We start from the raw sequence: 26,094 nt of genomic DNA, 5'->3' as shown, positions 1-26,094 counted from the left end.
ATTTTTCCCGGGTGACTTTATGGGTGGCGATCGCCTAAGTGGACGTTATTGCGCGCTGCAAACCCTCGATCAAAGTGAATGAGCGGCGAACGGCCGGCGCCAAACTGTCGAAAATACCGCCGCATGGCATGAACTTTCGACCGAAGGCGCGTTCTCTTTACGAAAATGCAGCCCTGTATTGGTTTACGGGAGATTGATATCGCACCGGCGCTTTGAGACCATGCACCGAACAAACTCCCTGTTAAGGGCACCAAGCCGGGGAAACGCCATGCCGATCGTCGGGGCCGAACGTCTCACGTGCATCAGCGCAGCGCTGCTCCGCGCCGCCGGAGCGTCCGAGGAAGAAGCGGACGCGGTGGCGTTCGGCTGCGTCAACGCCAATCTCGCCGGCCATGACTCGCACGGCGTGATCGCCGTTCCGACCTATATCGACCGCATCAAGGCCGGACACATCGTTCCCGGCGCCAAATGGACCATTGTCCAGGAATCGCCGACCACGACCGTGATCGACGGCCATTGGGGGTTCGGCTACCACGTCAACGCCAAGGCCATGGCACTGACCATCGAGAAGGCGAAGACGGCGAACGTCGCCGCCTGCACCGTGTTCCGGCAGAGCCATGTCGGCCGCCTTGCCGCTTATCCGTTGATGGCGATGCGGGAAGGTATGATCGGAATCGCGACCGCGGACTCCGGCCGCTCGCCGAAGCACGTCGCCCCGTTTGGCGGCAAGGAGGCGCGGCTCGGCACCAACCCGATCTCGATCGCGGTGCCGTCCGACCTCGATGCGCCGTTCTATCTGGACATGGCAACCTCGGCGGTGGCGGCCGGCAAGATCCAGCTCGCGCTCGCCCGCGGCGAGGAGATTCCGGCGGGGTGGATCATCGATGCCGAGGGGCGGCACACCACCGATCCGTCCCAATATCGCAACGGCGGCGCGCTGCTGCCGCTCGGCGGCACCGAGGGCTACAAGGGCAGCGGTCTTGCTGCCATGGTCGAGGTGCTGTGCGGCCTGCTCACCGGTCTCGGCTTCGGCGTCGAGCCGACCGGGCGGCACAATGACGGATGCTTCATGGCGGTGTTCAACGTCGCGGCCTTCCGTCCGCTGAAGGAGTTCAAGCGTGAAGTCGCCGAGTTTGCGCATTACCTCAAATCGACGCCGCCGTCCGAAGGCAGCACGGGCGTGTTCTATCCCGGCGAGATCGAGGGCCTGCGCGAGCGGCAACGCCTGCGCGACGGCATCGAGATCGAGGATACTACCTGGGGGAAGCTGCGCGCGCTGGCGCGCGAGTACCGGCTCGACACCGTCCTCGATCTGGCTTGACGGCATCAGGAGAACAGCAGCATGACGCGGCAGATGGTACTGGTCGGCTTCCTCCAGGCGCAGAACTGCACGAACTTGCCGAGCTCCTGGCGGCATCCGGACTCGCGCAACGATTCGATGTCGGCGGATTATTATCAGGAGATCGCGAGAATCCTCGAAGCCGGCAAATTCCACATGGCCTTCTTCGACGATCGCCTTGCGATGCCGGACCGCTACGGCAACGATCACGCCCACACCGTCGAATACGGCATCCGCTGCGTGAAGATGGACCCGCTGATCGTGCTGACCACGATGGGCATGGTCACCGAGAAGCTCGGACTTGGCGCGACCTGCTCGACCACCTATTACGAGCCGTTCGACGTCGCCCGACGCTTCGCAACGCTCGACCTGATGTCCGGCGGGCGCGCCGGCTGGAACGTTGTCACCTCGCTGAACGACGGCGAGGCGCTCAACATGGGGCGCGACTCGCACCCCGAGCATGATTCCCGCTACGACCGCGCCGACGAGTTCATGGAGGTCGTGCTCGGCCATTGGGACACCTGGGAGGACGGCGCGCTCATCATGGACAAGAAGAGCGGCCGCTTTGCCGATCCCACCAAGGTCAAGCGACTCGATCACAATGGACCGGCCTTCAAGTCGCGCGGACCGTTCACCGTGCCGCGCTCGGACCAGGGCCATCCCGTGATCATCCAGGCCGGCGCGTCCGGTCGCGGCCAGCGCTTTGCCGGGCGATGGGGTGAGGTGATCTTCACCGCCGCGCGCAACCTCGCGGGCGCCAAGGAAGGCTATGCTTCCGTGCGCAACGAAGCCGCCAAGGCTGGCCGCGATCCCGACCAGATGCTCCTCTGCAACCTGACGACGCCGGTCTGCGCGGCGACCAAGGCGGAGGCCGAGGACAAGATGGCGCTGATCAACAAACTTCCGCTCGAGATCGACGCGTTGTCGCTGCTCGCCGAAGCGCTCAACTACGATTTCGCCTCCAAGGATCTCGACGAGCCGCTGACGACGGCAGAGCTGAAGAGCATGCAGGGCATCTTAGGCATTCGCGACGGCGTGCTGAAGAATTCGGGCAAGAACAATCCGAGCGCGCGTGACTTCGTCACCTACTCCGGCCGCGGCCAGGTTCAGGATGCGATGGTCGGCGGTCCCAAGGAGATCGCGGACAAGCTGGAAGAGATGTTCGCCGAGCGCGGCTGCGACGGTTTTGTCATCGCCGCGACTTACGTACCCGGCTCCTACGCGGATTTCGTGCAACACGTCGTGCCGGAATTGCAGCGGCGCGGCCTGTTCCAGAAAGAATACCGCGGCAAGACGTTGCGGGAAAATCTCGGGCTCAAGCGGCCGGCACCCGGTGCCTGGAAGACGCAGCCCGCGATGCCGCGGAATGACAATGAGGGCATAACATGCGCTGGCTGAAATTCACTGCCAGGGACAGGACGTCCTGGGGGATCGTTGAAGACGACCAGGTGATCGCCGTCGACGGCGACCCCTTCAGTGAATGGCGGCGCAGCTCGCGCACGCATCCGCTGTCACAAGTTACCATCGAGCTGCCGCTGATTCCCCGCACCTTCTATTGCGTCGGCCTGAACTACCTGAAGCACCTGAAGGAGGCCGCCGACAAGCGCGGCGAGGTGCCGGCAGTGCCAGACCGTCCCGAGATCGGCTATCGCGCCCAAAACGCGCTGATCGCACATGACCAGGATGTCGTGATCCCTTCCTTTGCAACGGACAAGATCCACTATGAAGGCGAGCTCGTCGTCGTCATCGGCAAAAAAGTGAAGCATCTCACCGAAGCGAACGCGATGGATTGCGTGTTCGGCTACACCATCGGCAACGACGTCAGCGAGCGCAGCTGGCAGAAGGCTGATCGCAGCCTGTGGCGCTCCAAGAACGCCGACACGTTCAAGCCGATGGGTCCGTGGATCGAGACCGAGGCGGACCTCGCCGGGATGCAGACGATCGTCCGGGTCAACGGCAAGGAGACCAATCGCTTCCAAACCAACGACATGATCTTCGGCGTGGTGCCGTTCCTGGTCGAGCTGACGAAGTATTTCACGCTGTGGCCCGGCGACGTGATCTGGATGGGGACGGACGGAGCCTCGCCGGATATCAAGCACGGCGATGTCGTGGAGATCGAGATCAGCGGCATCGGGACGTTGCGGAATAGGTTTGTCAGGGAGAAGGTATAGCGCACGCTGCACCCACAGTGTCGTCTCGGCGAAAGCCGGGAGCCATACCGCCGCAGCCGATGTCATGATCGGGACTCGTTGTTACAGCTTCGCAAACAATTGGCATTCGTGATCATGGGTCCCGGCTCCCTGCGCAATGGCGCAGCAGGGCCGGGACGACCACGGATAATCCGTGCACACCTGCGTCAAAACGGCAGTGCCACGCTCGTCTTGATCTCCTTCAGCACCACATTGCTGCGGACGTAGCGGATGCCGGGGATGCGGAACATGAATTCGTCCAAGAATCTGTTGTAGGCGGCCATGTCCTGCACGACGACGCGCAAGTGATAATCGGCATCGCCCGTGGTCGCAAAGCACTCCAGCACCTCGCGGCGCGTGGTGACCCGCGCGACAAATTCATCGACGAACTTGGCGTCATGCCGCTCCAGCGAGACGTGGAGGATGGCGGACATCGCAAAGCCCGCCCGCTCGCGATCGATCAGCGCTGCATAGCCACGGATGACGCGGCTTTCCTCAAGCGCGCGCACCCGGCGCCAGCAGGCCGAGGTGGACATGCCGACCTCGTCGGCAAGCTGCTGGTTGGTGGCGCGGCCGTCCTTCTGGAGGTGCGCAAGAATCCGCGCATCCTGCTCTTCGATCATGGAATCCTCATAAACCGGATAACTTGACCGAATGATAGGCCAAATCGGGTTATATCTACCAGAATAACCGCGCCTACCGGGAAAGATAGGTAAGACCTACCAGCCGTCCGAGCCTAACCTCTGCTGATCCGGCAGGAAATGCCGCGGGAGGTCCGCATGGACGCCATTCCGTCCCTCGACATCTACGAACTCTCCGACCGCTATGACCGCGAGCAAGGCCGTGTCTTCCTCACGGGCACACAGGCGATCGTCCGTATCGCACTCGACCAGGTCAGGCGCGATCGCGCCCGCGGCCTCAATACCGCGGGCTTCATCTCCGGCTATCGCGGCTCGCCGCTTGGCGGCGTCGATCTCGAGCTCTGGCGCATCCAGGAGCGATTAAAGCGCGACCGCATCGAATTCCTCCCCGCAGTCAACGAAGACCTTGCGGCAACCGCCGTGCTCGGATCGCAGCAAGTCGAGACGCAAGGGGACCGCGAGGTCGATGGCGTGTTCGGGCTCTGGTACGGCAAGGGCCCCGGCGTCGATCGCTCGGGCGATGCGCTCAAGCACGGTAATGCCTATGGCTCCTCGCCGCATGGCGGCGTGCTGGTGGTCGCCGGCGACGATCATGGCTGCGTCTCATCCTCGATGCCGCACCAGTCCGACGTCGCCTTCATGAGCTGGTTCATGCCGACGCTGCACCCGGCAAGCGTCGGCGAATATCTCGAGTTCGGCGAATATGGTTACGCACTGAGCCGCTTCTCCGGCATGTGGGTCGGCTTCAAGGCGATTTCGGAGATCGTGGAGTCTGGCGCGTCCGTGGCGCTAAGCCCGCCCCGCGACTTCCGCACGCCCGACTTCGCGCCACCACCGGGAGGCCTGCACTATCGCTGGCCAGACCTGCCGGGTCCGCAGATCGAGGAACGGCTGGAAGCGAAGAAGCACGCCGTCTACGCCTTTGCGAAGGCCAATCCGATCGACAGGCACATCTACGACATTCCGGGTGCCACCTACGGCATCGTCACCACGGGCAAGGCGCATCTCGACCTTATGGAAGCGCTGCGGCTGATGGACCTCGATGAAACGGCCTGCCGCAGCATCGGCATCGACATCTACAAGGTCGGCATGGTCTGGCCCCTGGCGCTCCATGACGCCATGGAGTTCGTGAAGGGCAAGCGCGAGATCCTCGTCGTCGAGGAGAAGCGCGGCATCATCGAGAGCCAGTTCAAGGAATATTTCTACGATTATCCGGGCGCGAAGCCCGAGCGCATGGTCGGCAAGCATGACGAGCGGGGGGCGCGGCTGATCTCGTGGATCGGCGAATTGTCGCCGCGCGCGCTGGCTGCCGTGCTGGCGCGCCGGCTCGACCCGATGTTTCCAGGCCTCAATCTCGCCGCGCGGGCAGCTGCCTTGATGCCGGAGGCCGCGCGCACGATCAACGTCCCAGGCGCGACGCGCACACCCTATTTCTGCTCGGGATGTCCGCACAACACGTCGACCAAGGTGCCGGAGGGCTCCAAGGCACTGGCCGGCATCGGCTGCCACTTCATGGCGAGCTGGATGGACCGTGAGACCTCCTCGCTGATCCAGATGGGCGGCGAGGGCGTGAACTGGGCGGCTTCATCGAAATTCACCGGCCACAAGCACGTGTTCCAAAATCTCGGCGAAGGCACCTATTATCACTCCGGCTCGATGGCGATCCGGCAGGCGATCGCGGCCAATGCCAACATCACCTACAAGATCCTGTTCAACGATGCCGTAGCGATGACCGGCGGCCAGCCAGTCGACGGGCCGGTCAGCGTGCATGCCATCGCCCACAGCGTCCGCGCCGAAGGTGTTGAGCGTATCGCGCTGGTGTCGGACAATCCCGCGCAATTTTCTCCGCCCGACCTGCCAACCGGCGTCACCATCCATCCACGCGAGGAGATGGACGCGGTGCAGCGCGAGCTGCGCGAGGTGCCAGGCGTCTCCGTGCTGATCTACCAGCAGACCTGCGCCACCGAGAAGCGCCGGCGGCGCAAGCGCGGCCAGATGAACGACCCGAAGCGCTATGTCTACATCAATGATCTCGTCTGCGAAGGCTGCGGCGATTGCTCGGTCGAGTCCAACTGTCTCAGCGTCGAGCCGAAGGAAACGCCGTTCGGCCGCAAACGCCAGATCAATCTCTCGGCCTGCAACAAGGATTTTTCCTGTCTCAACGGCTTCTGTCCGAGTTTTGTTACCGTCGAAGGCGCCACGCGTCGCCAGAAAACCGCGAGCCGGGTCGACGCGATCGGCCGTGCCGCGACGCTGCCTCTGCCCGCCTTCGCGACGCTCGACCGGCCCTACGACCTGCTGGTGACCGGCGTCGGCGGCACCGGCGTAATTACGGTCGGCGCGCTGATCGGCATGGCCGCGCATCTCGAACGAAGCGGCGTCTCGGTGCTGGATTTTACCGGCTTTGCGCAGAAATTCGGCCCCGTGCTGAGCTACATCCGGCTTGCCGCTTCCCCCGGGGCGCTGCATCAGGTTCGTATCGACCAAGGCGCGGCCGATGCGGTGATCGGCTGCGATCTCGTCGTGAGCTCCTCGTCGAAGGCCTCCGGCACCTATCGCCGCGGCACGCGCGCCGCGGTCAATACCGCGGAGATGCCGACCGGCGACGTCGTCCGCTTCCGCGATGCCGACCTCGCCTCCACTGCCCGCCTGCGCGCCATCGGCCGCGTGATCGGCGACGGCAATCTCGATACGATCAACGCGAATGCGCTGGCCGAACGGCTGCTCGGCGACGCCGTCTATGCCAACATCATCATGCTGGGTTTTGCCTGGCAGCACGGACTGGTGCCGGTCTCGCTGCAAGCGCTGCTGCGCGCGATCGAGCTCAACGGCATCGCCATCGAACGCAACAAGCAGGCGTTCGCCTGGGGCCGCATCGCCGCTGCCGCTCCGGATTTTCTGCCGAAGACGGACGGCGTGCCCACGGCCGAGACACTCGACCAACTCATCGAACGCCGCGCCGATTTCCTCACCGCCTATCAGGACGAAGCCTATGCGGCGGGCTACCGGGCGCTCGTCGCGAGGGTCCGCCGCGCCGAGGCTGTCCTGAACAGCGAAGCTCTGACCGGCGCGGTTGCCCGCGCCCTGTTCAAGCTGATGGCCTACAAGGACGAGTACGAGGTGGCGCGGCTGCATATGCAGAGCGGCTTCCTCGACGAGCTAAAAGGCGAGTTCGAGGATGGCTTCCGCATCCAGTATCACCTTGCCCCGCCTTTCCTGCCGTCAAGCCGCGATGCACGTGGGCGTCCGCGCAAGCGCGCCTTCGGGTCGTGGATCCAGGCACCGCTCCTCATGCTGGCGCGGTTGAAGGGGCTGCGCGGAACACCGTTCGATCCATTCGGCTACACGGCCGAACGGCGTGCCGAGCGGGAGCTGATCGCCTGGTACGAAGGCCTGATCGAGCGGATGCTCGGCGAGCTCGACGCGGCACGCCTGCCGAATCTCACGGCCATCGCTAGGGCTCCCATGGACATTCGCGGTTATGGCCCGGTGAAGGAGGCTGCGATCGCGAAGGTGAAGACCGACGTCGAATCCTTGCTGGCGCGGCCGGTCGCGGCCAAGGCAGCCTGACCGCATTCGTCCTCATGAATAAGGGTTGATCAGCTTCTGCTGCTCGGCGCTGTGATGCACGAGCATGTCGATGAAGGTCCTGACCTTCGCCGTCAGATGGTGGCGATGCGGATAGACCGCGTTCATAGACAGCTCGACGGTCCGATATTCCGGCAACAGACGGACCAGCCGACCCGATTCGAGATCGTCTTGAACGAGAAACCCGGCCATTAGGCAGATGGCTGCGCCCTCCAGCGCCACCTTCCGCAATGCTTCTCCGCTGTTGGTGACGAAGCTGCCTGAGATGCGCACCGATGCCGGCGCACCCTTGCGATCGAGGAAGCGCCACTCGTCACCGAAAGGATAATTCAGGTGCCGGCCGCAATTATGCGCCGAGAGCTCATCGAGCTTCTGCACGCGGCCGTGCTTCTCGAGATAGTCGTGCGAACAGCACAGCACATGGCGCCACGTGGCGAGACTCCGCACGATCAGGCTGGAATCCCGCGGCTGGGTCATGCGCAAGGCGACGTCATAACCTTCCTCGATGAGATCGACGTCGGCCTCGCCCATGCGCAGGTCGATCTTGAGCTCCGGATAAGTCGACAGGAGCTGCGCGACTACCGGCGCGGCGAACGGCACCATGTGCGTGGCGACGTGGATGCGCAGCGTGCCGCGGGGGACCGACTGCAATTCGCTCGCGATGTCGTCGGCCTGTTCGAGATCGGCGAGGATCTGCGTGGCACGGTCGTAATAGGCCTTGCCGATTTCGGTGAGGCTGACTTTCCGCGTGGTCCGATTGAGCAGCCGCACCCCCAGCCGCTCTTCGAGCGCCTGGACATGATTGCTCACCATTGTCGTCGACATGTCGAGCCGGCGGGCCGCGGCGGAAAAGCCGCCACTATCGACCACCCGGACGAACGCCGTGAGGCTGCTGAAGCGGTCCATGTCTCGGAGCTCCGATTATCCATCTGGACTGGATAATTCTTCCACTAATACCACGATTATCACAGCTATGAGGACAACGCATCTTAGAGCCAGCGGTGCCCCTTAGGAGGCGCCCGGGAATGTCGAGGATGTCATGTCAAACGCTTCGTATGTTACTGAAACAAATGAGAAAATCTGGCTTCGCCCGTCTCGCCAGGCGCTCCAGCGGGGCGCGGTCGGCCTGGCGCTGGCCCTCGGCGTCGTGGTCGCTGCCGATTATGGCTACGATTACCTGAAGACCGGCCGCTATCTCGAATCCACCGACGACGCCTATGTGAAGGCCGATTCCACGATCATCGCGCCTAAGGTCTCGGGCTACATCGCGAAGGTGCTGGTCGGCGACAACGAGAAAGTCAAAGCGGGCCAGCTGCTGGCCAAGATCGACGATCGTGACTTCAAGACAGCCCTCGACCAGGCCCGCGCCGATGTCGAGGCCGGCGAAGCCTCGGTGCGCAACATCGATGCCCAGCTCGAATTGCAACAGCCGATCATCGCGCAGAGCACCGCCGATGTCATCGCTGCTGAGGCCAACCTGAAATTCGCCCAGGAGGAACGCGCCCGCTACGACGACCTGATGAAGTCGGGCTCCGGCACCATCCAGCGCGCGCAGCAGACCGATTCAGCGCTGCGCGCCAGCACCGCGCAATTGCAGCACGCCAAATCCGGCCTCTTGGCGGCGCAGCGCAAGGTCGACGTGCTCACCACCCAGCGGGCCCAGGCGACGGCCCAACTCGAGCGCGCCCGCGCGGTGGCGCAGCAGGCGGCGCTGAACCTGTCCTATACCGAGATCACCGCGCCGGTCGACGGCACGGTTGGCGCACGGAGCCTACGCGTCGGCCAGTACGTACAAGCCGGCACACAATTGATGGCCGTGGTGCCGCTGGATGCCGTCTATGTCGTCGCGAACTTCAAGGAGACGCAGCTCACGCATATGCGCCCCGGCCAGCCAGTCGAGCTACGCGTCGACAGCTTCCGCAGCCAGACCCTGCGCGGCCATGTCGACAGTCTGTCGCCGGCAAGCGGGCTCGAATTCGCCCTGCTGCCGCCGGACAACGCCACCGGCAATTTCACCAAGATCGTGCAACGCGTGCCGGTCAAGATCGTGCTCGACGACCACAGCCTGACCGGCCTGCTGCGCCCCGGCATGTCCGCGGTGCCGACCGTCGACACCAAGCAGGCGGTGCTGGCCGAGCGCGAGACGGCCAGGCATCTCGCCGACAACACATCCCGTCCGAATGGCGGCTGAGCTGACGAGGCTTCCATGAGCACGCTCCAACCCACCCTCAACGCCGCAGCCGGCCTCCCCGCCCCGGCTGCGCCTGCCACCCCGGCGGTTTCCGCAAGAACATGGATCGCGGTGATCGGCGCGACCCTGGGCGCCTTCATGGCGGTGCTGAACATCCAGATCGTCAACGCTTCGTTGGCCGATATCCAGGGTGCGATCGGCGCCGGCATCGACGACGGCGGCTGGATCTCGACCTCTTATCTGATCGCCGAGATCGTGGTGATCCCGCTCTCAGGTTGGCTCGCGCAGGTGTTCTCGATCCGCCTCTATCTGCTCACCAACGCGATCCTGTTCCTGGCTCTGTCGGCGGCCTGCGCGCTGGCGCAGGATCTGTCGCAGATGATCGTGCTGCGCGCGGTGCAAGGCTTCACCGGCGGCGTGCTGATTCCGATGGCCTTCACGCTGATCATCACGTTATTGCCGCGCGGAAAACAGCCCGTGGGCCTTGCGCTGTTCGCGCTATCGGCGACGTTCGCACCCGCGATCGGCCCGACCATCGGCGGCTATCTCACCGAGAATTTCGGCTGGCAGTACATCTTCTACGTCAACCTCGTGCCCGGCGCGATCATGGTCGGTATGCTCTGGTACGCGCTCGACGCAACGCCCATGAAGCTGTCGCTGTTGCGGGAAGGCGACTGGGCCGGCATCATCACCATGGCGATCGGGCTGTCCACGCTGCAGACCGTGCTGGAGGAAGGCAACAAGGACGACTGGTTCGGCTCGCCGTTCATCGTGAAACTGTCGTTAATCGCTGGCGTTGCGCTCACCGCCTTCCTCGTCATCGAGCTCACAGTGAAGAAGCCGCTCTTGAACCTGCGCCTGCTGGTGCGGCGCAATTTCGGCTTCGGCATGCTCGCGAACTTCCTGCTTGGTATCGCACTCTACGGCTCGGTGTTCATCCTGCCGCAATATCTGGCTCGCATCCAAGGTTACAATGCCGAGCAGATCGGTTTCGTGCTGGCCTGGACCGGGTTGCCGCAGCTCGTTCTGATCCCGCTCGTCCCTCGCCTGATGCAGAGGTTCGACGCACGGCTGGTGATCGGCGTCGGTTTCGTATTGTTCGCGGCCTCCAACTTCATGAACATCACCATGACCAGCAACTATGCCGCCGATCAGCTGTTCTGGCCCAACGTCGTCCGTGCGATTGGCCAGGCGCTGGTGATGGCGCCGCTGTCCGCGGTGGCAACATCAGGCATCGAGCCGGAAAACGCAGGCTCGGCGTCAGGCCTGTTCAACATGATGCGCAATCTCGGCGGCGCCGTCGGCATCGCGCTGCTCCAGACCGTGCTGACCAAGCGCGAGCAGTATCACTCCAACGTGCTGATGCAGTCGGTCTCGGTGTTCGAGCAGGCGACGCGCACACGGCTGGAGCAGCTCACCCAGTATTTCATCAATCACGGCATCCTCGACCATGCGGATGCGTCGCATCGAGCCTATGTCGCGATCGGCCGTATCGTGCAGAAGCAGGCCTATATCCTCGCCTTCAGCGACACCTTCTATCTGCTTGGCGCGGCGCTGATCGTGGCCCTGGTCGCAGCCCTGTTCCTGAAGAAGCCCGGCCAGACTTCCCCCGGCGGAGCCCACTGACCTCTATCCAAGCAAGGAGAACGACCATGAAGCCGCGCATGAACTACTACCAGGCCGCGCCCGACACGATCAAAGCACTGATGGCGCTGGAGACGCAGATCCAGTCGACAGGCCTGGAGAAGTCACTGATCGAGCTCGTCAAGATCCGGGCCTCGCAGATCAACGGCTGCGCCTATTGCATCAACATGCATACCGAGGACGCGCGCAAGCGCGGCGAGACCGAGCAGCGCATCTATCTGCTCGACGCCTGGCGCGAATCTCCGCTCTATTCCGACCGCGAGCGCGCCGCGCTGGCCTGGACCGAAGCAGTGACCTTGATCTCGCAGACGCACGCGCCGGACGACGTCTACGAGCAGGTCCGCGCACAGTTCTCCGAGGAGGAAACGGTCAACCTGACCATGCTGATCGCGACCATCAACGCCTGGAACAGGATCGCGATCTCGTTCCGCGCAGTTCACCCGGTGAAGGTCAAGGCGTCGGTGGGGTGAGGAGTGGCGTCATGGACGCAACGTCGCCTCCACCCCCACAACTGTCGTCGCCCGGGTCAAGCCGGGCGATGACAGCAATGGGTGTGGCTTAAACCGCCGTCGCCTTGGCGAACTCCACGTAGATCTCGCGCAGCCGCGTTGCCAACGGGCCGGGCTTGCCGTCGCCGATCTTTTTCCCATCGATCGCGACCACCGGCTGCACGAACAGTGAGGCCGACGTCGCAAAAGCCTCCTTTGCAGCCAGCGCCTCGGCCACCGTGAAAGAACGCTCCTCAACGCGGAGCTGGCGCTCTTCGGCGAGCGCCACCACGGCCTTGCGGGTGCAGCCCGGCAGGATCGCATTGGAGTTCTTGCGGGTCACGATGACATCGTCCTGCGTCAGGATGAATGCCGAGGACGAGCCGCCTTCGGTGACATAGCCGTCTTCCAGCATCCAGGCTTCGCCGGCGCCGGCTTCGGCCGCGGCCTGCTTCGCCAGCACCTGCGCCAGCAGTGCCACGCTCTTGATATCGCGCCGTTCCCAGCGGATGTCGGGCACGGTGATCACGCTGATGCCGGTCTTCGCCGACGCGGCGTTGATGATATCCTTCTCCGAGGTGAACATCACCAGGCTCGACTTGACGTCACCCTTGGGAAACGCAAAGTCGCGGCCCTTGTCGGCACCGCGCGTGACCTGGAGGTAGACGAGGCCGTTCTCGAGCTTGTTGCGTGCGATCAGTTCCTTCTGGAACTCGGTGATGCGCTCGAGCGTCTCCGGTAGCGTCAGCTTGATCTCGCCGACCGAGCGCTCCAGCCGCGCCAGATGCGAGGCATTGTCGACCAGCTTGCCATCGAGAACGGCCGAGACCTCGTAGATGCCGTCGGCGAACAGAAAGCCGCGGTCGAGGATCGAGACTTTCGCGTCCGAGAGCGGGACGAATGAGCCGTTGACGTAGGCAATCGAGTCCAAGGCAGGTCTCCTGGCGGAAAGGGGATTTGCCCACCGGTATAGGAGATTTGGCGCGGACGATAAACCCTCGATGCGTCATTCCGGGGCATTCGCAAAGCGAATGAGCCAGGAATCGATCTCATCTCGCGTACTGCCGCACAATGGATTCCGGGCTCGCGAAGTCGTCGCGCCGGAATGACAGCGGTGATTAATGCGACAGGATCTTCGACAGGAATTTCTGCGCGCGGTCGCTGCGGGGCTTGCCGAAGAAATCGTCCTTCGCTGCGTCCTCGACGATCTCGCCGCGGTCCATGAAGATGACGCGGTTGGCGACCTTGCGGGCAAAACCCATCTCGTGGGTGACGACCATCATGGTCATGCCTTCGCGGGCGAGATCGACCATGACGTCGAGCACTTCACTGACCATTTCGGGGTCCAGCGCCGAGGTCGGCTCGTCGAACAGCATGACGATCGGATCCATCGCCAGCGCGCGAGCGATGGCGACGCGCTGCTGCTGCCCGCCGGAGAGCTGCGCCGGGAATTTCTGCGCCTGCTCGATCAACCCGACGCGCTCCAGAAGCTGCATGCCTTTGGTCTGCGCCTTGTCACGCGGGCGCCCCAGCACCTTCTCCTGGGCGAGGCAGAGATTGTCGATGATCTTGAGATGCGGAAACAGCTCGAAGTGCTGGAAAACCATGCCAACGCGCGAACGCAGCTTCGGCAGATTGGTCTTGGGATCGTTGACCTTGGTGCCGTCGACCAGGATGTCGCCGCTCTGGAACGGCTCCAGCGCATTGACGCATTTGATCAGCGTGGACTTGCCCGAGCCCGAGGGACCGCAGACCACGACGACCTCGCCCTTGGTGACGCTGGTGGTGCAATCCGTCAGCACCTGGAAACTCGGCGTGTACCATTTGTTGACGTGGCTGATTTCGATCATGACGGACACGCTCTATCGGATGATGGCGATGCGCGCCTGGAGGCGGCGAACGCCGTAGGACGCGATACAGGAAATGGTGAAGTAGACGATTGCTGCGAACAGATACATTTCGACCAGGCGCCCGTCGCGCTGCGCCACCTTGCTGGCGGCGCCGAGGAAGTCGGTGATCGACAGCACGTAGACCAGCGAGGTGTCCTGGAACAACACGATGGTCTGCGTGATCAGGACCGGCAGCATGTTGCGGAAGGCCTGCGGCAGCACGACATAGCGCATGGTCTGGGCGTAAGTCAGCCCCAGCGCGCTGGCGGCAGCCGGCTGCCCGCGCGAGATCGACTGGATGCCGGCGCGCATGATTTCGGAGAAGTACGCCGCCTCGAACATGATGAAGGTGATGAGCGACGATGCGAACGCGCCGACGCTGATGGGGCGCGAGGCGCCGGTCAGCCACTGCCCGATATAGGGCACCAGGAAATAGAACCAGAAGATGACCAGCACCAGCGGCAGCGAGCGCATGAAGTCGACATAAACGCCGGCGATCCGGCCAAGGATCTTGAAGCCGGAGAGCCGCATCAGCGCGAGTGCCGTGCCGAAGACCAACCCGCCGAGTGCTGCGAGCCCCGTTAGCGTCAGCGTGAACGTCATGCCCTCATAGAACAAATAGGGCAGCGCGCGGCGGATGACGTCGAAATCGAGATTGCCGAACATCGCTATTTCCCCGTGATGTAGCCGGGGATCGCAACCCAGCGCTCGAGGAAGCGCATCGCGGTCACGACGACGGCGTTGACGAGGAGATAGAGGATAGTCGCAGCGGTGAAGGCCTCGAACACCTGGAACGAGAATTCCTGCATGGAGCGCGCCTGTCCGGTCAACTCGAGCAGGCCGATGGTGATCGCAACCGCCGTGTTCTTGATGGTGTTGAGAAACTCAGAGGTCAAGGGTGGCAGGATGATGCGGAACGCCATCGGCAGCAGCACGTAGCGATAGCCCTGCACCGTGGTCAGACCCAGGGCGGTTGCGGCCATCTTCTGCCCGCGCGGCAGCGAACCGATGCCGGCCTGCAATTGCACGGCGACGCGGGCCGACATGAAGAAGCCGACACCGATCGCGGCCGTCCAGAACGGCGCGTTCGGCAGCTGCTTCAGCCAAGTGCCGGCGCCTCTTGGCAGCAGTTCCGGCAGCACAAAGAACCACAGGAAGAGCTGCACGAGCAGCGGCATGTTACGGAAGAATTCGACATAGGCAAAGCCGAACCAATTCGCTCCCCTCGACGGCAGCGTGCGCATCACGCCGACGATGGAGCCGGTGATCAGCGCGATGACCCACGCCAGCGCCGCGGTCTTGAGGGTCAGCACCAGCCCCGACAGCAGCATGTCGAGATAGGTGCCGGTCCCCATCGGGTTCGGCTGGAAAAAGATTCCCCAGTTCCAGTTGTAGTTCACGTGTCCCCCGCGCGAACGCGCCGATCATGGATGTCCCGGCGTCTATGCAAATGTCCGGCCATTCTCCCTCCAGAATGTCCGAAATGTACCGCCTCTCCCGCAAGCGGGGAGAGGCGAACAGCTCGATCTTACTTGTAATCGTCCGGATTCGGCGAGTCCGTCGGCTTGGCGAACTCGTTCTTCAGCTCTGGCGAGATCGGCGTGTTGAGGTTCAGTCCCTTCGGCGGGATCTTCTGGGTGAACCACTTATCGTAGATCTTCTGGGCTTCGCCGGACGTATAGAGCGCCGCCGTCGCCGCATCGACCACCTTCTTGAAGGCGGGGTCGTCCTTGCGCAGCATGATGCCATAAGGCTCGGGCTTGGAGAACGCATCCTTGGAGATGGCATAGTCGTCCGGGTTCTTCGAGCCGGCCACCAGGCTCGCCAGCAGGATGTCGTCCATCACGAAGGCGACCGCGCGGTCGGTCTCGACCATCAGGAAGGCCTCGGCGTGGTCCTTGGCCGGAATGATGTTAGCGCCGAGGCCCTTGGCAACGTTGGCCTCGGTGAGCTGCTTGATGTTGGTGGTGCCGGCGGTCGAGACCACGGTCTTGCCCTTGAGATCGTCGATCGACTTCAGGCCGCTCGACTTCTTGAACACGTAGCGGCTGGCCGTCAGATAGTGGGTGTTGGTAAAAGCGACCTGCTTCTGGCGCTCGGCATTGTTGGTGGTCGAGCCGCATTCGAGATCGATGGTGCCGTTCGCCATCAGCGGGATGCGGGTCGCCGAGGTCACCGGATTGAGCTTGACCTCGAGCTTGTCCAGCTTGAGCTCCTTCTTCACGGCGTCGACGATCTTGTAGCAGATGTCCATCGCGAACCCGATGGGCTTCTGGTTGTCATCGAGATAGGAGAACGGGATCGAGGAGTCGCGGAAGCCCAGCGTGATCGCGCCAGTGTCCTTGATGTTCTTCAGCGTGCCGGTCAGCTCCTGGGCCCCGGCCTGGCTGACGGCGAAGGTGGCGGCAAGCGCGAGCCCGATGTAACGGAAATGTTTCACTTTTTATTCCCCTTTCAGATGATGCGGCCCGGATGCAAGCACAAATCGAGCCGGATTAGAATGTAACTTTCGGCTGGATCAAAGGCTCAGGTTAACGGCGCCGGCAACTCGCCGAGATCCCAGAACAGCCCGGCCATCACCGTCAAGGCCTCTTCGGTCAATGGCAGCAGGATGTGCTCATTGGGCGCATGCTGGGAGCAACCGGGATAGGAGTGCGGCACCCAGATCGTCGGCAGGCCCAGGATTTCGGAGAACACGTCGTTGGGCAGCGAGCCGCCGAAATTCGGCAGCACGGCCGGCGCCTTGCCGGTCGTCTCCTGCACTGAATTGGCCGCCCAATTGATCCAGGGGCTGTCGAAATCGGTCCGCGATGCGGCAAAACTCTGGGCCGCCCGCACCTCGACCATCGGAAAACCCTTTGCGACCAGATGCGCGCGGATGGCCTCGATCAGACCCTCGATCTTCGTCCCGACCACGAAACGCAGTTGCAGCACGGCATTGGCATGTCCGGGAATGGCGTTCGCCGGCTTCTCGATATTGCCCGATGCCATCGCCAGCACTTCCAGCGTGTTCCAGGCGTAGAGCCGTTCGGCCGCCGACAGGCTCTCCTCGCCCCAATTCTCCGCCAGCGCCGGCTCATCCGCGGTCGGCACCACCTGCACGTCGGCGAGATAGCTGCGGATCTGGTTGGTGAGCCGCGGCGGCTTCAGCGCGTCAAGCTGGAGACGGCCGTGGCCGTCAACCAGCGTGGAGATCGCGTTGACCAGGATGGTCGCGGGGTTGGCGAGCACGCCGCCCCAATTGCCGGAATGGTGACCGCCGTCGCGCAAGTTCACATCGAGATGGATGCGGATGCCGCCGCGGCAGCCCAGAAACAGCGTCGGACGGTCGGCGGACAGACGCGGCCCGTCCGAGGCCATGAACAGATCGGCCTTGAGCGCATCGCGATTGAGGTCGCAGACCTTGCCGAGATCGGGCGAGCCGATCTCCTCGCCCATCTCGACGATGAATTTGGCGTTGAAGCCGAGCTTGCCGCCTCTCGCCTCGCGCACGGCGCGCAGCGCCGCCATGTTGATGCTGTGCTGGCCCTTGTTGTCGGCAGTGCCGCGGCCATAGAGGCGCGTGCCCGCAACCGTCGTGCGCCAGGGATCGCGGCCGTCGCGCCACTCGCCCTCCATGCCGTCGACGACGTCGCCATGGCCGTAGATCAGCACGGTCGGCGCTGAGGCACTCTCGTGGTGCTCGGCAAACAGGAACGGCGCCTTGCCGCTCGGGGATTCGACGATGCGGCTGGTGAAATCAAGCGCGGCAAAGGCCGGTTGCATTTCCTGTTCCAGATAGGTGCGCAGCTCAGTGCCGCGCGAGGGATTCTGGCTCTCGGTCCGATAAGCGACGCGGCGGTCGAGCTCGGTGAGGAACGCACCGGATTTGAAATCCTCGCGGGCGCGGGCGATGGCGTCGGCTCTGGTCATGACTTGCTTTTCGAGATTTTGAGACGAAGGACATTACCCGAGACGGGCGGCTCTTCGAAAGTGGCGGGACTTCGATGGTTGTTGGAGTTCTCTTGGAATTTGGTTCTTGCTCTCTTGAGACTGGCTTGCCAAGTGCGGCAGCGCTGCGGATTTTGGCCTTGCCAAGGCCGAGACATCCAAGTCTAGGATATGCAAGAACTTCGCCAAGTTCGGGCGCACGTCTACCATTCGAAGAGCGCTCAGTACAGAGTGCCGAGGGACCGTCATGGCCAAAGAGATCAGGCTCAACGCTTTTGCGATGAATTGCGTCGCACACCAGTCACCGGGCCTGTGGACCCATCCGCGTGATCGCACCGCCAACTATAACCGCCTGCCCTATTGGATTGATCTCGCCAAGACGCTGGAGCGCGGCCGATTCGACGGGCTGTTCCTCGCCGACGTGCTCGGGGTTTATGACGTCTACGGCAACAGCCCTGACGCAGCCTTGCGCAACGCAGCACAGACGCCGTCGAACGAGCCGCTGCTGCTGCTCTCGGCGATGGCGGCAGTAACGCAAGATCTCGGGTTCGGCGTCACCAGCAACCTGTCCTTCGAGCCGCCCTACCCGTTCGCGCGACGGATGTCGACGCTCGATCACCTCACCGAGGGACGGATCGGATGGAACGTCGTCACCGGCTATCTCGACAGCGCCGCGCGCGGCGCCGGCAAGGACAAGCAGACCGGGCACGACGACCGCTACGACATCGCCGACGAATATATGGAGATCGTTTACAAGCTCTGGGAAGGAAGCTGGGAGGACGATGCCGTGCTGCGAGACCGGACGCGCGGCATCTTCACCGATCCCGCGAAAGTTCATCGCGTCAACCATGAGGGCGCGAACTACCGCATCAACAACACCATTCATCTCAGCGAACCGTCGCCGCAGCGCACGCCCGTGCTGTACCAGGCCGGCACCTCGCCGCGCGGCCGGCAATTCGCGGCGAAGCATGCCGAATGCGTGTTCATGTCGGGACCGTCGGCCAAGGTGATCGCGCCGCGCGTGGCAGCAATCCGGCAAGAGGCCGCCGCGCTCGGCCGCAACCCGGCCGAAATCCTGATGTTCTCGATGATGACGATCATCCTCGGACGGACGGAAGCCGAGGCGAAAGAGAAATACGCCGACTATCGCCGCCATATCAGCCCCGAAGGCGCGCTGGCGCTGATGTCGGGCTGGACCGGCGTCGACTTCTCCGGATACGACCTCGACCAGCAGGTCCGGCACGTCCAGAACGACGCTGGCCGCAGCGCCATGGACAACGTCACCCGGGCCGATCCGGACCGGGTCTGGACCGTGCGCGACGTCATCGAGCATGTCGGCATCGGCGGCGCCGGCCCGGTCGTGATCGGCACGCCGGAGATGGTTGCGGACAAGATCGAGCAATGGTTCGAGGCGACCGATGTCGACGGCCTCAACGTCGCCTTCGCGATCTCGCCCGGCGATTTCGAGGACATCGCCGACATGCTGGTGCCGGAGCTGACCCGGCGCGGACGGTACAAGCCGGGCTATGCCAAGGGCACGCTGCGGGAGAAGCTGTTCGGCCAAGGACGTGCCCGGTTAGGCGCGCCGCATCCGGCAGCGGGGTATCGGGTGGGGAAGACGGGGTAGGAGCCACATCCTCACTGTCATGCCCCGGCTTGCCCTCTTCGCTGAAGCTTAGCCGGCCGAGTGAGTTTGCAGGCCCGGCGTAGCCTAGCGCAGCCGGGACCGGGGCAGCCAGTACGCCGCGGCCTATCGAGGAATCACAGCCGTCTCTGGAATACTGGATCGCCCGCCTTCGCGGACGATGACAGCTGAGAACTTGGAGGCAGCGCTGCCACTTACACCCTCCCGTCCACCAGCACCTCGATCAGCTTCGTCCCCGGCCGGCCAAGCGCCGACGACAGCGTCGCCTTCAGCTCGCGGGGATCGCTGACCTTGATCGCCTCGCAGCCGAGCGCCTTGGCGACGCCCGCAAAATCCACCGGCGGATCGACGAAATCCATGCCGACGTAATTGTCATCGCCATGGAATGCGAGCAGGCGCTGCTTGATGATGCGGTAGCCGCCATTATTGGCGATGACGACGTTGAGCGGCAGCTTGTGATGCGCCGCCGTCCACAACGCCTGGATCGAATACATCGCGCTGCCATCGCCAGAGAAACAGACGACGGGGCGATCCGGATTGGCGATGCTGACGCCGACCGAGGCAGGCAGGCCCCAGCCGATGCCGCCGGAGGCGAGACCGTGATAGCCGTAGCGTTCACGATGCGGGCGCAGGTTGGTGATCTGGCGGCTGGAGGTGAGCCCTTCGTCCACGAGAATGGCATGGTCGGGCATGGCCTGGATCATTTGCAGCACCAGAAAGTCCGGGTCGATCGGTGTGCGGCCGGCGCTCTTGTTGATCTGCTCGATCAGCGCGGCGCGGCGCGCAGTCCAATTCTTCGGCACGAGCTCGGCGAGGCGCTGCTTGGCGCGGCTCGCGAGTGTTACGCCGCCCATCTCTTTCAGCACCGGGATCAGCGCGCGCAGCGTTTCCTTCAAATCCGCCTTCAGCGCGATCTCGGCGCCGTAATTTTTGGCGATCTCCCAATCGACGAGACCGATCTGCACGATGCCGAGACCATCCGGCAGCGCATCGAGCTCGCTATGGACCGACATCCGCAGCGGATCGCCGCCAAGCGCAATCAGGAGATCGTAGGGCGCGAGCGTATCGCGCGCCGCTTTCTGAACCCGCGCCAGCGTGCCGACGAAGCTCGGGCTCTCCGAGAGGAAGTGCGCACCATAAGCTGTCGAGGATTGAAACGCGGCGGCGCCGAGCAACTCCGCCAATTCAGCCGCCTCCTTCAGCGCGTCACTCTTGACCACTTCGTCCATGGTGACGATCACAGGACGCTCGGCTTTCAGCAGCCGGGCAGCAAAGGCCCTGAGCGCGCCATCTGATGGTCTGGTACGCGCGTCGATGCGGGTGGAACGGCCGAGATCGATGCCCGCCTCGCTATTGAGAATGTCGCCAGGCAGCGAGATGAACACGGGGCCGGTCGGCGGCGTGGTCGCGACCTTTGCCGCGCGGCGCACGATGCGCGGCAGGTCCTCGAGCCGCGTCACCTCGACCGCCCATTTCACCAGCGGCTCGGCCATGCGTACCAAGGGACCGTACAGCACCGGCTCCATCAAGCCGTGGCCCTGCTCCTGCTGGCCGGCGGTGAGGATCATCGGCGTGCCCGTGAACTGGGCGTTGTAGAGCGAGCCCATCGCGTTGCCGAGGCCGGGCGCGACATGGACGTTGCAAGCGACGAGCTTTCCGGAGGCGCGGCTGTAACCATCGGCGATCGCGACGACCAGGCTCTCTTGCATCGCCATCACATAGGTGAGATCAGGGTGATCCTTCAGCGCATGCATGATCGGCAACTCGGTCGTGCCGGGATTGCCGAACAGATGAGTGATGCCTTCGTCCTTGAGCAGCGCGAGAAAGGCGGAGCGGCCGGTGATCTTGTTCTTCATGTTTCCTCCAGGAGCGGACGTTGCCGCAAGGACGGGCGTATGATGGCCGAAGTCGGAGGAAGCGTGCAAGGAAGCGCGGTCATGGCTGCGTTGCGCGAGCGCCACTCCGTGTCTCGGACGCGGCGCAAACGTGTAACGTTGCGACGCAGAGCCGGGACCCAGAACTCGCACGACGATGGTTGGTAGCATGGGCCGCGGCTCAGCAGCGCACCGCCGAAGGGGCGCTGCGCTGCGTCCAGGGCACGAGAGCTGTGTGCGCGGTGCGCTACAGCTCCTCCCGGCCCAATTCGAACGGATCCTCGCCCCTCGCCCGCTTCTTCCTTTTCGAGCGCTGCCAGACCACGCCCGGAAAGCCTTTCAGCGGGACCAGCGGCTCGCCGGCATAGGCCCATTCCTGCAGCTCTTCGATCGCGATGTGATAGAGCGGCTGACGGCCGGTGCGCTCGTTGAACAGCGCGCGGGGGATGTTGACCATGTGCGGCCCGCGCGGGCGCTCATAGGCGATCGGCGTGCCGCAATGCGAGCAGAAGCTGCGGGTGGTGTTCGTGGCCTTGTCCTCGTACCGCGTGAGCGCAGTCTTGCCAGCGGTGATGCGAAAGCGCTTCTTCCAGCTCCCGACGTAGGTCGCGTAGGCCGCGCCATGGGCGCGGCGGCTGGCGGCGGAATGATCATGCCAGGCCCAGCGCGCAGGCACGTCGATCTCGAAGCTGACCTTGCCGCAGAGACATTGCCCGGTGGCAATTCCTGCGGCGGCGGCGGCTTTGGCCATGGGGATTCTCTCCGTCGTCATTGCGAGGACGAGAATACACGATTGTCATTCCGGGGCGCGGCGAAGTCGCGAGCCCGAATCCATCAGGCGCACGCCAGGATGCGACATGGATTCCCGGCTCGAGGCGTTGCGTCGCCCCGGAATGACGGAAACAGTTCAGGCCGGCGTCAGTTCGTCATACGCCGGATAATCCGTGTACCCCTTCTCCTCCCCACCGTAGAACGTCGCACGATTGTACGGCGTGATCGGGAAGCCGTGCCGAAGACGCCGCGGCAGGTCGGGGTTGGAGATGAAGATGCGACCGAAGGCGATGATGTCGGCATATCCGTCGGCGATCGCGGCATTCGCGCTCCCGCCGGTGAAGCCGCCGGCGGTCATCAGCACGCCGCTGTAGAGCGGGCGGAACAGCACCATCGCGGAGGGCTCGGCGCGGCCCGCGCCGCTGGAACGCGGCTCGATGAAGTGCAAATAGGCAAGACCGAGCTTGTCGAGCGCCGTCACGATATGGGTATAGAGCGGCATCGGATCGGGCTCGCCGGAATCATTGGCGATGCCGTGAGGCGACAGCCGGACGGCGACGCGGTTCGCTCCCCAGACATCGATCGCGGCCTGCGTCACTTCGAACAGCAGCCGCGCACGGTTCTCGACCGATCCGCCATACTGATCAGTGCGCTGGTTGCTGCGCGATTGCAGGAACTGCTCGAGCAGATAGCCGTTGGCGCCGTGGATCTCGACTCCGTCGAAGCCGGCGGCGAGCGCATTCTTGGCACCCTGCCGGAATGCCTCGACGATGTCCTTGACCTCTTCGGTCTCCAGCGCGCGCGGTGTCTCGTAGTCCGAAATCTTGCCGTCGGCGGTCATCGCCTTCATGCCTTCGGCCTTGATCGGGATCGCCGAGGCCGACACCGGCAGCGCGCCACCGTGGAAGGAGGAATGCGAGACGCGGCCGACATGCCAAAGCTGGAGGAAGATGATGCCGCCTTTGGCGTGCACCGCGTCGACCACCTTGCGCCAGCCCGCAACTTGCGCCTCCGAATAGATACCCGGCGTCGCCGGATTGCCGCGGCCGTGCGAGAGCACAGGGGAGGCTTCCGCGATGATCAAGCCGCCCGGCGTCGCGCGCTGGCCGTAATATTCGGCGTTGAGCGGCCGCGGCGCGAAAGTTTCGCGCTCCGCCCGCATGCGCGTCAGCGGCGCCATCGCGACGCGGTGCGCGAGCTTGTACGGACCGACCTGCAACGGTCGAAACAACGCCTCGAATTTCATGCTGGCCTCAAATGGCTACGAATGGCTGACGATCATATAGCGGGGCGGCTACCGGAAGGGCGCCGCCCCACGAAGGCAATATTCCTCCTTGCGAAACGGAGGAGGGAAACTACGCCGTCTTGATCCAGACGGCCTTCACGTTGAGATATTCCTCGACGTGCTGCTTGCCCGACTCGCGGCCGTAGCCGCTCATCTTGTAGCCGCCGAAGGGCACAGCCGGGTCCATCGCCTGGTAGCAGTTCACCCACACCGACCCGGCGCGCAGACTCTTCGCTACCGCATGGGCCTTGCTGACGTCGCGGGTCCATAGGCCCGAGCCGAGGCCGAAAGTGGTGTTGTTGGCGCGCTTGACCAACTCATCCATGTCCTTGAACGCGATCGCGGAGATGACGGGACCGAAGATCTCCTCCTGCGCGATGCGCATGTTGTCCTGGACGCCCGCGAACACCGTGGGTGAGACGAAGAAGCCTTTCGACAGAGCGCCTTCGGTGACACGTCCGCCGCCGGCAAGCGCCTTGGCGCCTTCCTTCTGGCCGATATCGAGATAGCCGGTGACGCGCTCCAATTGCTGCTCGGATACCAGTGGGCCGATCTGGGTGTTGGGATCGAGGCCGTTTCCGACTTGCAGCTTCTTGCCGAACTCCGCAACGCGGCCGACGAACTCCTCGTAGATCGACTGCTCGACGAACAGGCGCGTTCCGGCGCTGCAGATCTGCCCCGAATTGGCGAACACCGCCATCGCGGCGCCCGGTACCGCAGCATCGAGATCGGCATCGGCGAACACGATGTCCGGCGACTTGCCGCCGAGCTCGAGCGAGACGCGCTTGAGGTTGCCGGCCGACGCACGGATGATCGACTGGCCCGTGACATGCGAGCCGGTGAAGGCGACCTTGTCGACGTCGTGATGGGAGGCGAGCGCCGCGCCCGCGGTCTCGCCATAGCCGGGAACGACGTTGATGACGCCGGGCGGCACGCCCGCTTCCATCGCAAGCTCGGCGATGCGCAGCGAGGTCAGCGGCGCTTCTTCGGCAGGCTTGAGCACCACCGTGCAGCCGGTCGCGATCGCCGGACCGATCTTCCAGATGGTCGCCGTCAGCGGCCCGTTCCAGGGGATGATGGCACCGACGACACCGACCGGCTCCTTCAGCGTGTAGGAGAAGATCTCGCCAGGCAGCGAGTTCTCGATGGTCTCGCCATGGATCGCGGTGGTTTGGCCGGCGTAGTAACGCAGCATGCCGATGGCGCGCAGGCGATAGGCGCGGGTCCGGCTGACGGGGGCCCCCATGTCGAGCGTGTCGAGTTGCGACAATTCGTCGAAATTCTTCTCGACGAGATCGGCGAGCTTGAGCAGCAGGTTCTGCCGCTCGAACGGCTTGACCTTGCTCCAGGGTCCTTCGAAGGCGCGGCGGGCCGCGGCGACTGCACGGTCGATGTCTTCCTTGTCTCCCTCGGCGACGGTTGCGAGCAGCTCGCCGGTGGCGGGATTGCGGGTTTCGAAACGCTTGCCTGAGGCAGCGTCGACCCACTTCCCGTCGACCAGCATCTGCTTGTAGGACCCATTGGCGAATGGATGGCGCGTGATCGGAATAGCCTGCGACACAGCCATGGCTGCACTCCCTGTCAGGTGATTGATTGGTTCGATCTGGGCGGGATCGTTCGTCCCACAAAATACAGCGGCGCCGGAGAGGCGTAAAGGCGGCGCGGAGCGAAGACCTCCCATGCCGACTTGTGCAGGGTGGCACGAGACACGTGCTATAACGCGGCGGAACGCAACGTAGCTTCGCCGGAGGCCGCCATGTCACATCCCGCCATCGTCAAAGACAACGTTGCCGTGATCACAGGAGGCGCGTCCGGGATCGGATTTGCCGCCGCCACGGCGTTCGCGCGCATCGGCATGAAGCTGTGCATCGCCGATCTCGATCAGGTGCGGCTGGCCGAGGCCGCAACAAAACTGTCATCCGTCGCAGGTGCTGCGAATGTGATGACGTTTACCGCCGATGTCAGCAAGGCCGAGAGCGTGACGGAACTCGAAGGCGCCGTAGGCGAACGCTTCGGGGGCACCGACATTCTGATGAACAATGCCGGCATCCAGCCCGGCAGCACATTGTTCGCCGGGCCGGACAATTGGCAGCGCATCATCGGCGTCAACATGTGGGGCGTCATCAACGGCTCGCGCATCTTCGCGCCGGGCATGATCGCGCGCGGCAAACCAGGCCTCATCATCAACACCGGATCGAAGCAAGGCATCACCACCCCGCCGGGCGATCCCGCCTACAATGTCTCCAAGGCCGGCGTGAAAGCTTTTACGGAAGCGCTCCAGCACGAGCTGCGCAACACGAAGGGCTGCCACATCACCGCGCATCTGCTCATCCCCGGTTTCGTCTTCACCGGCCTTACCGCGAAGGGCCGCACCGAGAAGCCCGCAGGCGCCTGGACGCCGGAGCAGACCGTCGACTTCATGCTGGCGCGGATCGAGGCCGGCGACTTCTACATCCTGTGCCCGGACAACGACGTGCCGCGCGCACTCGACGAGAAGCGCATGCTGTGGGCCGACATCATCGAGAACCGCCCTCCGCTGTCGCGGTGGCACTCGGATTACGCGGATGCGTTCAAGACGTTTGTGGAGGGCGACTGACTATCAGACCCTCATGCTGAGGAG

At 63.8% G+C, this 26,094-nt stretch carries 21 protein-coding genes; 9 read left to right on the top strand and 12 right to left on the bottom strand.

The window, feature by feature from the left end:
* The first annotated feature begins 268 nt into the window (after positions 1–268).
* The 3 genes from IVB12_RS12745 to IVB12_RS12735 are packed head-to-tail and all read left to right on the top strand — an operon-like array spanning position 269 to position 3,510.
* Positions 269–1,321 (top strand): Ldh family oxidoreductase, encoded by a 1,053-nt coding sequence (locus tag IVB12_RS12745; RefSeq protein WP_247299295.1) that lies wholly within the window; start codon positions 269–271, stop codon positions 1,319–1,321.
* Positions 1,322–1,342: 21 nt separating this feature from the next.
* Positions 1,343–2,737, top strand: a complete 1,395-nt coding sequence (locus IVB12_RS12740; RefSeq protein WP_247299293.1) for an LLM class flavin-dependent oxidoreductase — start codon at positions 1,343–1,345, stop codon at positions 2,735–2,737.
* On the top strand, positions 2,725–3,510 hold the full coding sequence (locus tag IVB12_RS12735; protein WP_247299292.1) for a fumarylacetoacetate hydrolase family protein: 786 nt from the start codon (positions 2,725–2,727) through the stop codon (positions 3,508–3,510). The genes IVB12_RS12740 and IVB12_RS12735 overlap by 13 nt, the downstream gene beginning before the upstream one ends.
* A 185-nt stretch (positions 3,511–3,695) precedes the next feature.
* Here IVB12_RS12735 and IVB12_RS12730 read toward each other — a convergent pair whose 3' ends face one another.
* Complete coding sequence (locus IVB12_RS12730; RefSeq protein ID WP_247299291.1) at positions 3,696–4,151, bottom strand: Lrp/AsnC family transcriptional regulator; 456 nt, start codon at positions 4,149–4,151, stop codon at positions 3,696–3,698.
* Positions 4,152–4,307: 156 nt separating this feature from the next.
* Here IVB12_RS12730 and IVB12_RS12725 point away from each other — a divergent pair, with 156 nt between their 5' ends.
* Positions 4,308–7,739, top strand: coding sequence for an indolepyruvate ferredoxin oxidoreductase family protein (locus tag IVB12_RS12725; RefSeq protein ID WP_247299290.1), 3,432 nt, complete (start codon positions 4,308–4,310; stop codon positions 7,737–7,739).
* A gap of 12 nt (positions 7,740–7,751) precedes the next feature.
* On the opposite strand, the gene IVB12_RS12720 is transcribed toward IVB12_RS12725, so the two are convergent.
* Positions 7,752–8,663 carry a LysR family transcriptional regulator gene (locus IVB12_RS12720; RefSeq protein WP_247299289.1) on the bottom strand — a complete coding sequence of 304 codons (912 nt, stop codon included), beginning with the start codon at positions 8,661–8,663 and terminating at the stop codon, positions 7,752–7,754.
* A gap of 133 nt (positions 8,664–8,796) precedes the next feature.
* Between IVB12_RS12720 and IVB12_RS12715 the strand changes: the two genes are divergently transcribed.
* Genes IVB12_RS12715 through IVB12_RS12705 form a run of 3 tightly spaced genes read left to right on the top strand, consistent with a single transcriptional unit; the run spans position 8,797 to position 12,062 of the window.
* Positions 8,797–9,948, top strand: a complete 1,152-nt coding sequence (locus IVB12_RS12715; protein ID WP_247299288.1) for an HlyD family secretion protein — start codon at positions 8,797–8,799, stop codon at positions 9,946–9,948.
* 15 nt (positions 9,949–9,963) lie between these two features.
* Positions 9,964–11,574, top strand: a complete 1,611-nt coding sequence (locus IVB12_RS12710; protein WP_247299287.1) for an MDR family MFS transporter — start codon at positions 9,964–9,966, stop codon at positions 11,572–11,574.
* Positions 11,575–11,600: 26 nt separating this feature from the next.
* Positions 11,601–12,062, top strand: a complete 462-nt coding sequence (locus IVB12_RS12705; RefSeq protein WP_247277651.1) for a carboxymuconolactone decarboxylase family protein — start codon at positions 11,601–11,603, stop codon at positions 12,060–12,062.
* Between the two features lie 88 nt (positions 12,063–12,150).
* Here the strand turns inward: IVB12_RS12705 and IVB12_RS12700 are convergent, their stop codons facing one another.
* The 6 genes from IVB12_RS12700 to IVB12_RS12675 all read right to left on the bottom strand — a co-directional run bounded on the left by IVB12_RS12700 (position 12,151) and on the right by IVB12_RS12675 (position 17,881).
* Positions 12,151–13,011, bottom strand: a complete 861-nt coding sequence (locus IVB12_RS12700) for a D-amino-acid transaminase (RefSeq protein ID WP_247299286.1) — start codon at positions 13,009–13,011, stop codon at positions 12,151–12,153.
* 187 nt (positions 13,012–13,198) lie between these two features.
* Complete coding sequence (locus IVB12_RS12695) at positions 13,199–13,930, bottom strand: amino acid ABC transporter ATP-binding protein (protein ID WP_247277653.1); 732 nt, start codon at positions 13,928–13,930, stop codon at positions 13,199–13,201.
* A gap of 12 nt (positions 13,931–13,942) precedes the next feature.
* The gene (locus IVB12_RS12690) at positions 13,943–14,635 is read right to left on the bottom strand and encodes an ABC transporter permease subunit (protein ID WP_247299284.1); all 693 of its coding nucleotides are present in this window, start codon (positions 14,633–14,635) and stop codon (positions 13,943–13,945) included.
* A gap of 2 nt (positions 14,636–14,637) precedes the next feature.
* Positions 14,638–15,369, bottom strand: coding sequence for an amino acid ABC transporter permease (locus tag IVB12_RS12685; RefSeq protein WP_247277760.1), 732 nt, complete (start codon positions 15,367–15,369; stop codon positions 14,638–14,640).
* A 128-nt stretch (positions 15,370–15,497) separates the two neighbouring features.
* The gene (locus tag IVB12_RS12680) at positions 15,498–16,409 is read right to left on the bottom strand and encodes an amino acid ABC transporter substrate-binding protein (RefSeq protein WP_247277654.1); all 912 of its coding nucleotides are present in this window, start codon (positions 16,407–16,409) and stop codon (positions 15,498–15,500) included.
* Between the two features lie 86 nt (positions 16,410–16,495).
* Complete coding sequence (locus tag IVB12_RS12675) at positions 16,496–17,881, bottom strand: M20 family metallopeptidase (protein WP_247299282.1); 1,386 nt, start codon at positions 17,879–17,881, stop codon at positions 16,496–16,498.
* A gap of 265 nt (positions 17,882–18,146) precedes the next feature.
* Between IVB12_RS12675 and IVB12_RS12670 the strand changes: the two genes are divergently transcribed.
* Positions 18,147–19,526 carry an LLM class flavin-dependent oxidoreductase gene (locus tag IVB12_RS12670; RefSeq protein ID WP_247299281.1) on the top strand — a complete coding sequence of 460 codons (1,380 nt, stop codon included), beginning with the start codon at positions 18,147–18,149 and terminating at the stop codon, positions 19,524–19,526.
* A gap of 212 nt (positions 19,527–19,738) precedes the next feature.
* On the opposite strand, the gene IVB12_RS12665 is transcribed toward IVB12_RS12670, so the two are convergent.
* The 4 genes from IVB12_RS12665 to IVB12_RS12650 all read right to left on the bottom strand — a co-directional run bounded on the left by IVB12_RS12665 (position 19,739) and on the right by IVB12_RS12650 (position 25,041).
* Positions 19,739–21,400 carry a thiamine pyrophosphate-binding protein gene (locus IVB12_RS12665; RefSeq protein WP_247299278.1) on the bottom strand — a complete coding sequence of 554 codons (1,662 nt, stop codon included), beginning with the start codon at positions 21,398–21,400 and terminating at the stop codon, positions 19,739–19,741.
* A 265-nt stretch (positions 21,401–21,665) separates the two neighbouring features.
* Positions 21,666–22,169 (bottom strand): GFA family protein, encoded by a 504-nt coding sequence (locus IVB12_RS12660; protein WP_247299276.1) that lies wholly within the window; start codon positions 22,167–22,169, stop codon positions 21,666–21,668.
* A 156-nt stretch (positions 22,170–22,325) separates the two neighbouring features.
* Positions 22,326–23,435, bottom strand: coding sequence for an alkene reductase (locus tag IVB12_RS12655; RefSeq protein WP_247299275.1), 1,110 nt, complete (start codon positions 23,433–23,435; stop codon positions 22,326–22,328).
* A 109-nt stretch (positions 23,436–23,544) separates the two neighbouring features.
* Positions 23,545–25,041, bottom strand: a complete 1,497-nt coding sequence (locus IVB12_RS12650) for an aldehyde dehydrogenase family protein (protein WP_247277660.1) — start codon at positions 25,039–25,041, stop codon at positions 23,545–23,547.
* Positions 25,042–25,230: 189 nt separating this feature from the next.
* Here IVB12_RS12650 and IVB12_RS12645 point away from each other — a divergent pair, with 189 nt between their 5' ends.
* Positions 25,231–26,070: an SDR family NAD(P)-dependent oxidoreductase gene (locus IVB12_RS12645; protein ID WP_247299273.1), complete on the top strand. Its 840-nt coding sequence runs from the start codon at positions 25,231–25,233 to the stop codon at positions 26,068–26,070.
* The last annotated feature ends 24 nt before the right edge of the window (positions 26,071–26,094 follow it).

Source organism: Bradyrhizobium sp. 179, assembly GCF_023073535.1.
Classification (GTDB): domain Bacteria; phylum Pseudomonadota; class Alphaproteobacteria; order Rhizobiales; family Xanthobacteraceae; genus Bradyrhizobium.
This window is presented reverse-complemented; position numbering and strand designations above follow the sequence as displayed.

What these genes read in the sequence shown, in the direction of transcription:
- IVB12_RS12745 (WP_247299295.1), top strand. Translation starts at nt 269, where the DNA reads ATGCCGATCGTCGGGGCCGAACGTCTCACGTGCATCAGCGCAGCGCTG.
- IVB12_RS12740 (WP_247299293.1), top strand. Translation starts at nt 1,343, where the DNA reads ATGACGCGGCAGATGGTACTGGTCGGCTTCCTCCAGGCGCAGAACTGC.
- IVB12_RS12735 (WP_247299292.1), top strand. Translation starts at nt 2,725, where the DNA reads ATGCGCTGGCTGAAATTCACTGCCAGGGACAGGACGTCCTGGGGGATC.
- IVB12_RS12730 (WP_247299291.1), bottom strand. Translation starts at nt 4,151, where the DNA reads ATGATCGAAGAGCAGGATGCGCGGATTCTTGCGCACCTCCAGAAGGAC.
- IVB12_RS12725 (WP_247299290.1), top strand. Translation starts at nt 4,308, where the DNA reads ATGGACGCCATTCCGTCCCTCGACATCTACGAACTCTCCGACCGCTAT.
- IVB12_RS12720 (WP_247299289.1), bottom strand. Translation starts at nt 8,663, where the DNA reads ATGGACCGCTTCAGCAGCCTCACGGCGTTCGTCCGGGTGGTCGATAGT.
- IVB12_RS12715 (WP_247299288.1), top strand. Translation starts at nt 8,797, where the DNA reads ATGTCAAACGCTTCGTATGTTACTGAAACAAATGAGAAAATCTGGCTT.
- IVB12_RS12710 (WP_247299287.1), top strand. Translation starts at nt 9,964, where the DNA reads ATGAGCACGCTCCAACCCACCCTCAACGCCGCAGCCGGCCTCCCCGCC.
- IVB12_RS12705 (WP_247277651.1), top strand. Translation starts at nt 11,601, where the DNA reads ATGAAGCCGCGCATGAACTACTACCAGGCCGCGCCCGACACGATCAAA.
- IVB12_RS12695 (WP_247277653.1), bottom strand. Translation starts at nt 13,930, where the DNA reads ATGATCGAAATCAGCCACGTCAACAAATGGTACACGCCGAGTTTCCAG.
- IVB12_RS12690 (WP_247299284.1), bottom strand. Translation starts at nt 14,635, where the DNA reads ATGTTCGGCAATCTCGATTTCGACGTCATCCGCCGCGCGCTGCCCTAT.
- IVB12_RS12675 (WP_247299282.1), bottom strand. Translation starts at nt 17,881, where the DNA reads ATGACCAGAGCCGACGCCATCGCCCGCGCCCGCGAGGATTTCAAATCC.
- IVB12_RS12670 (WP_247299281.1), top strand. Translation starts at nt 18,147, where the DNA reads ATGGCCAAAGAGATCAGGCTCAACGCTTTTGCGATGAATTGCGTCGCA.
- IVB12_RS12665 (WP_247299278.1), bottom strand. Translation starts at nt 21,400, where the DNA reads ATGAAGAACAAGATCACCGGCCGCTCCGCCTTTCTCGCGCTGCTCAAG.
- IVB12_RS12660 (WP_247299276.1), bottom strand. Translation starts at nt 22,169, where the DNA reads ATGGCCAAAGCCGCCGCCGCCGCAGGAATTGCCACCGGGCAATGTCTC.
- IVB12_RS12655 (WP_247299275.1), bottom strand. Translation starts at nt 23,435, where the DNA reads ATGAAATTCGAGGCGTTGTTTCGACCGTTGCAGGTCGGTCCGTACAAG.
- IVB12_RS12650 (WP_247277660.1), bottom strand. Translation starts at nt 25,041, where the DNA reads ATGGCTGTGTCGCAGGCTATTCCGATCACGCGCCATCCATTCGCCAAT.
- IVB12_RS12645 (WP_247299273.1), top strand. Translation starts at nt 25,231, where the DNA reads ATGTCACATCCCGCCATCGTCAAAGACAACGTTGCCGTGATCACAGGA.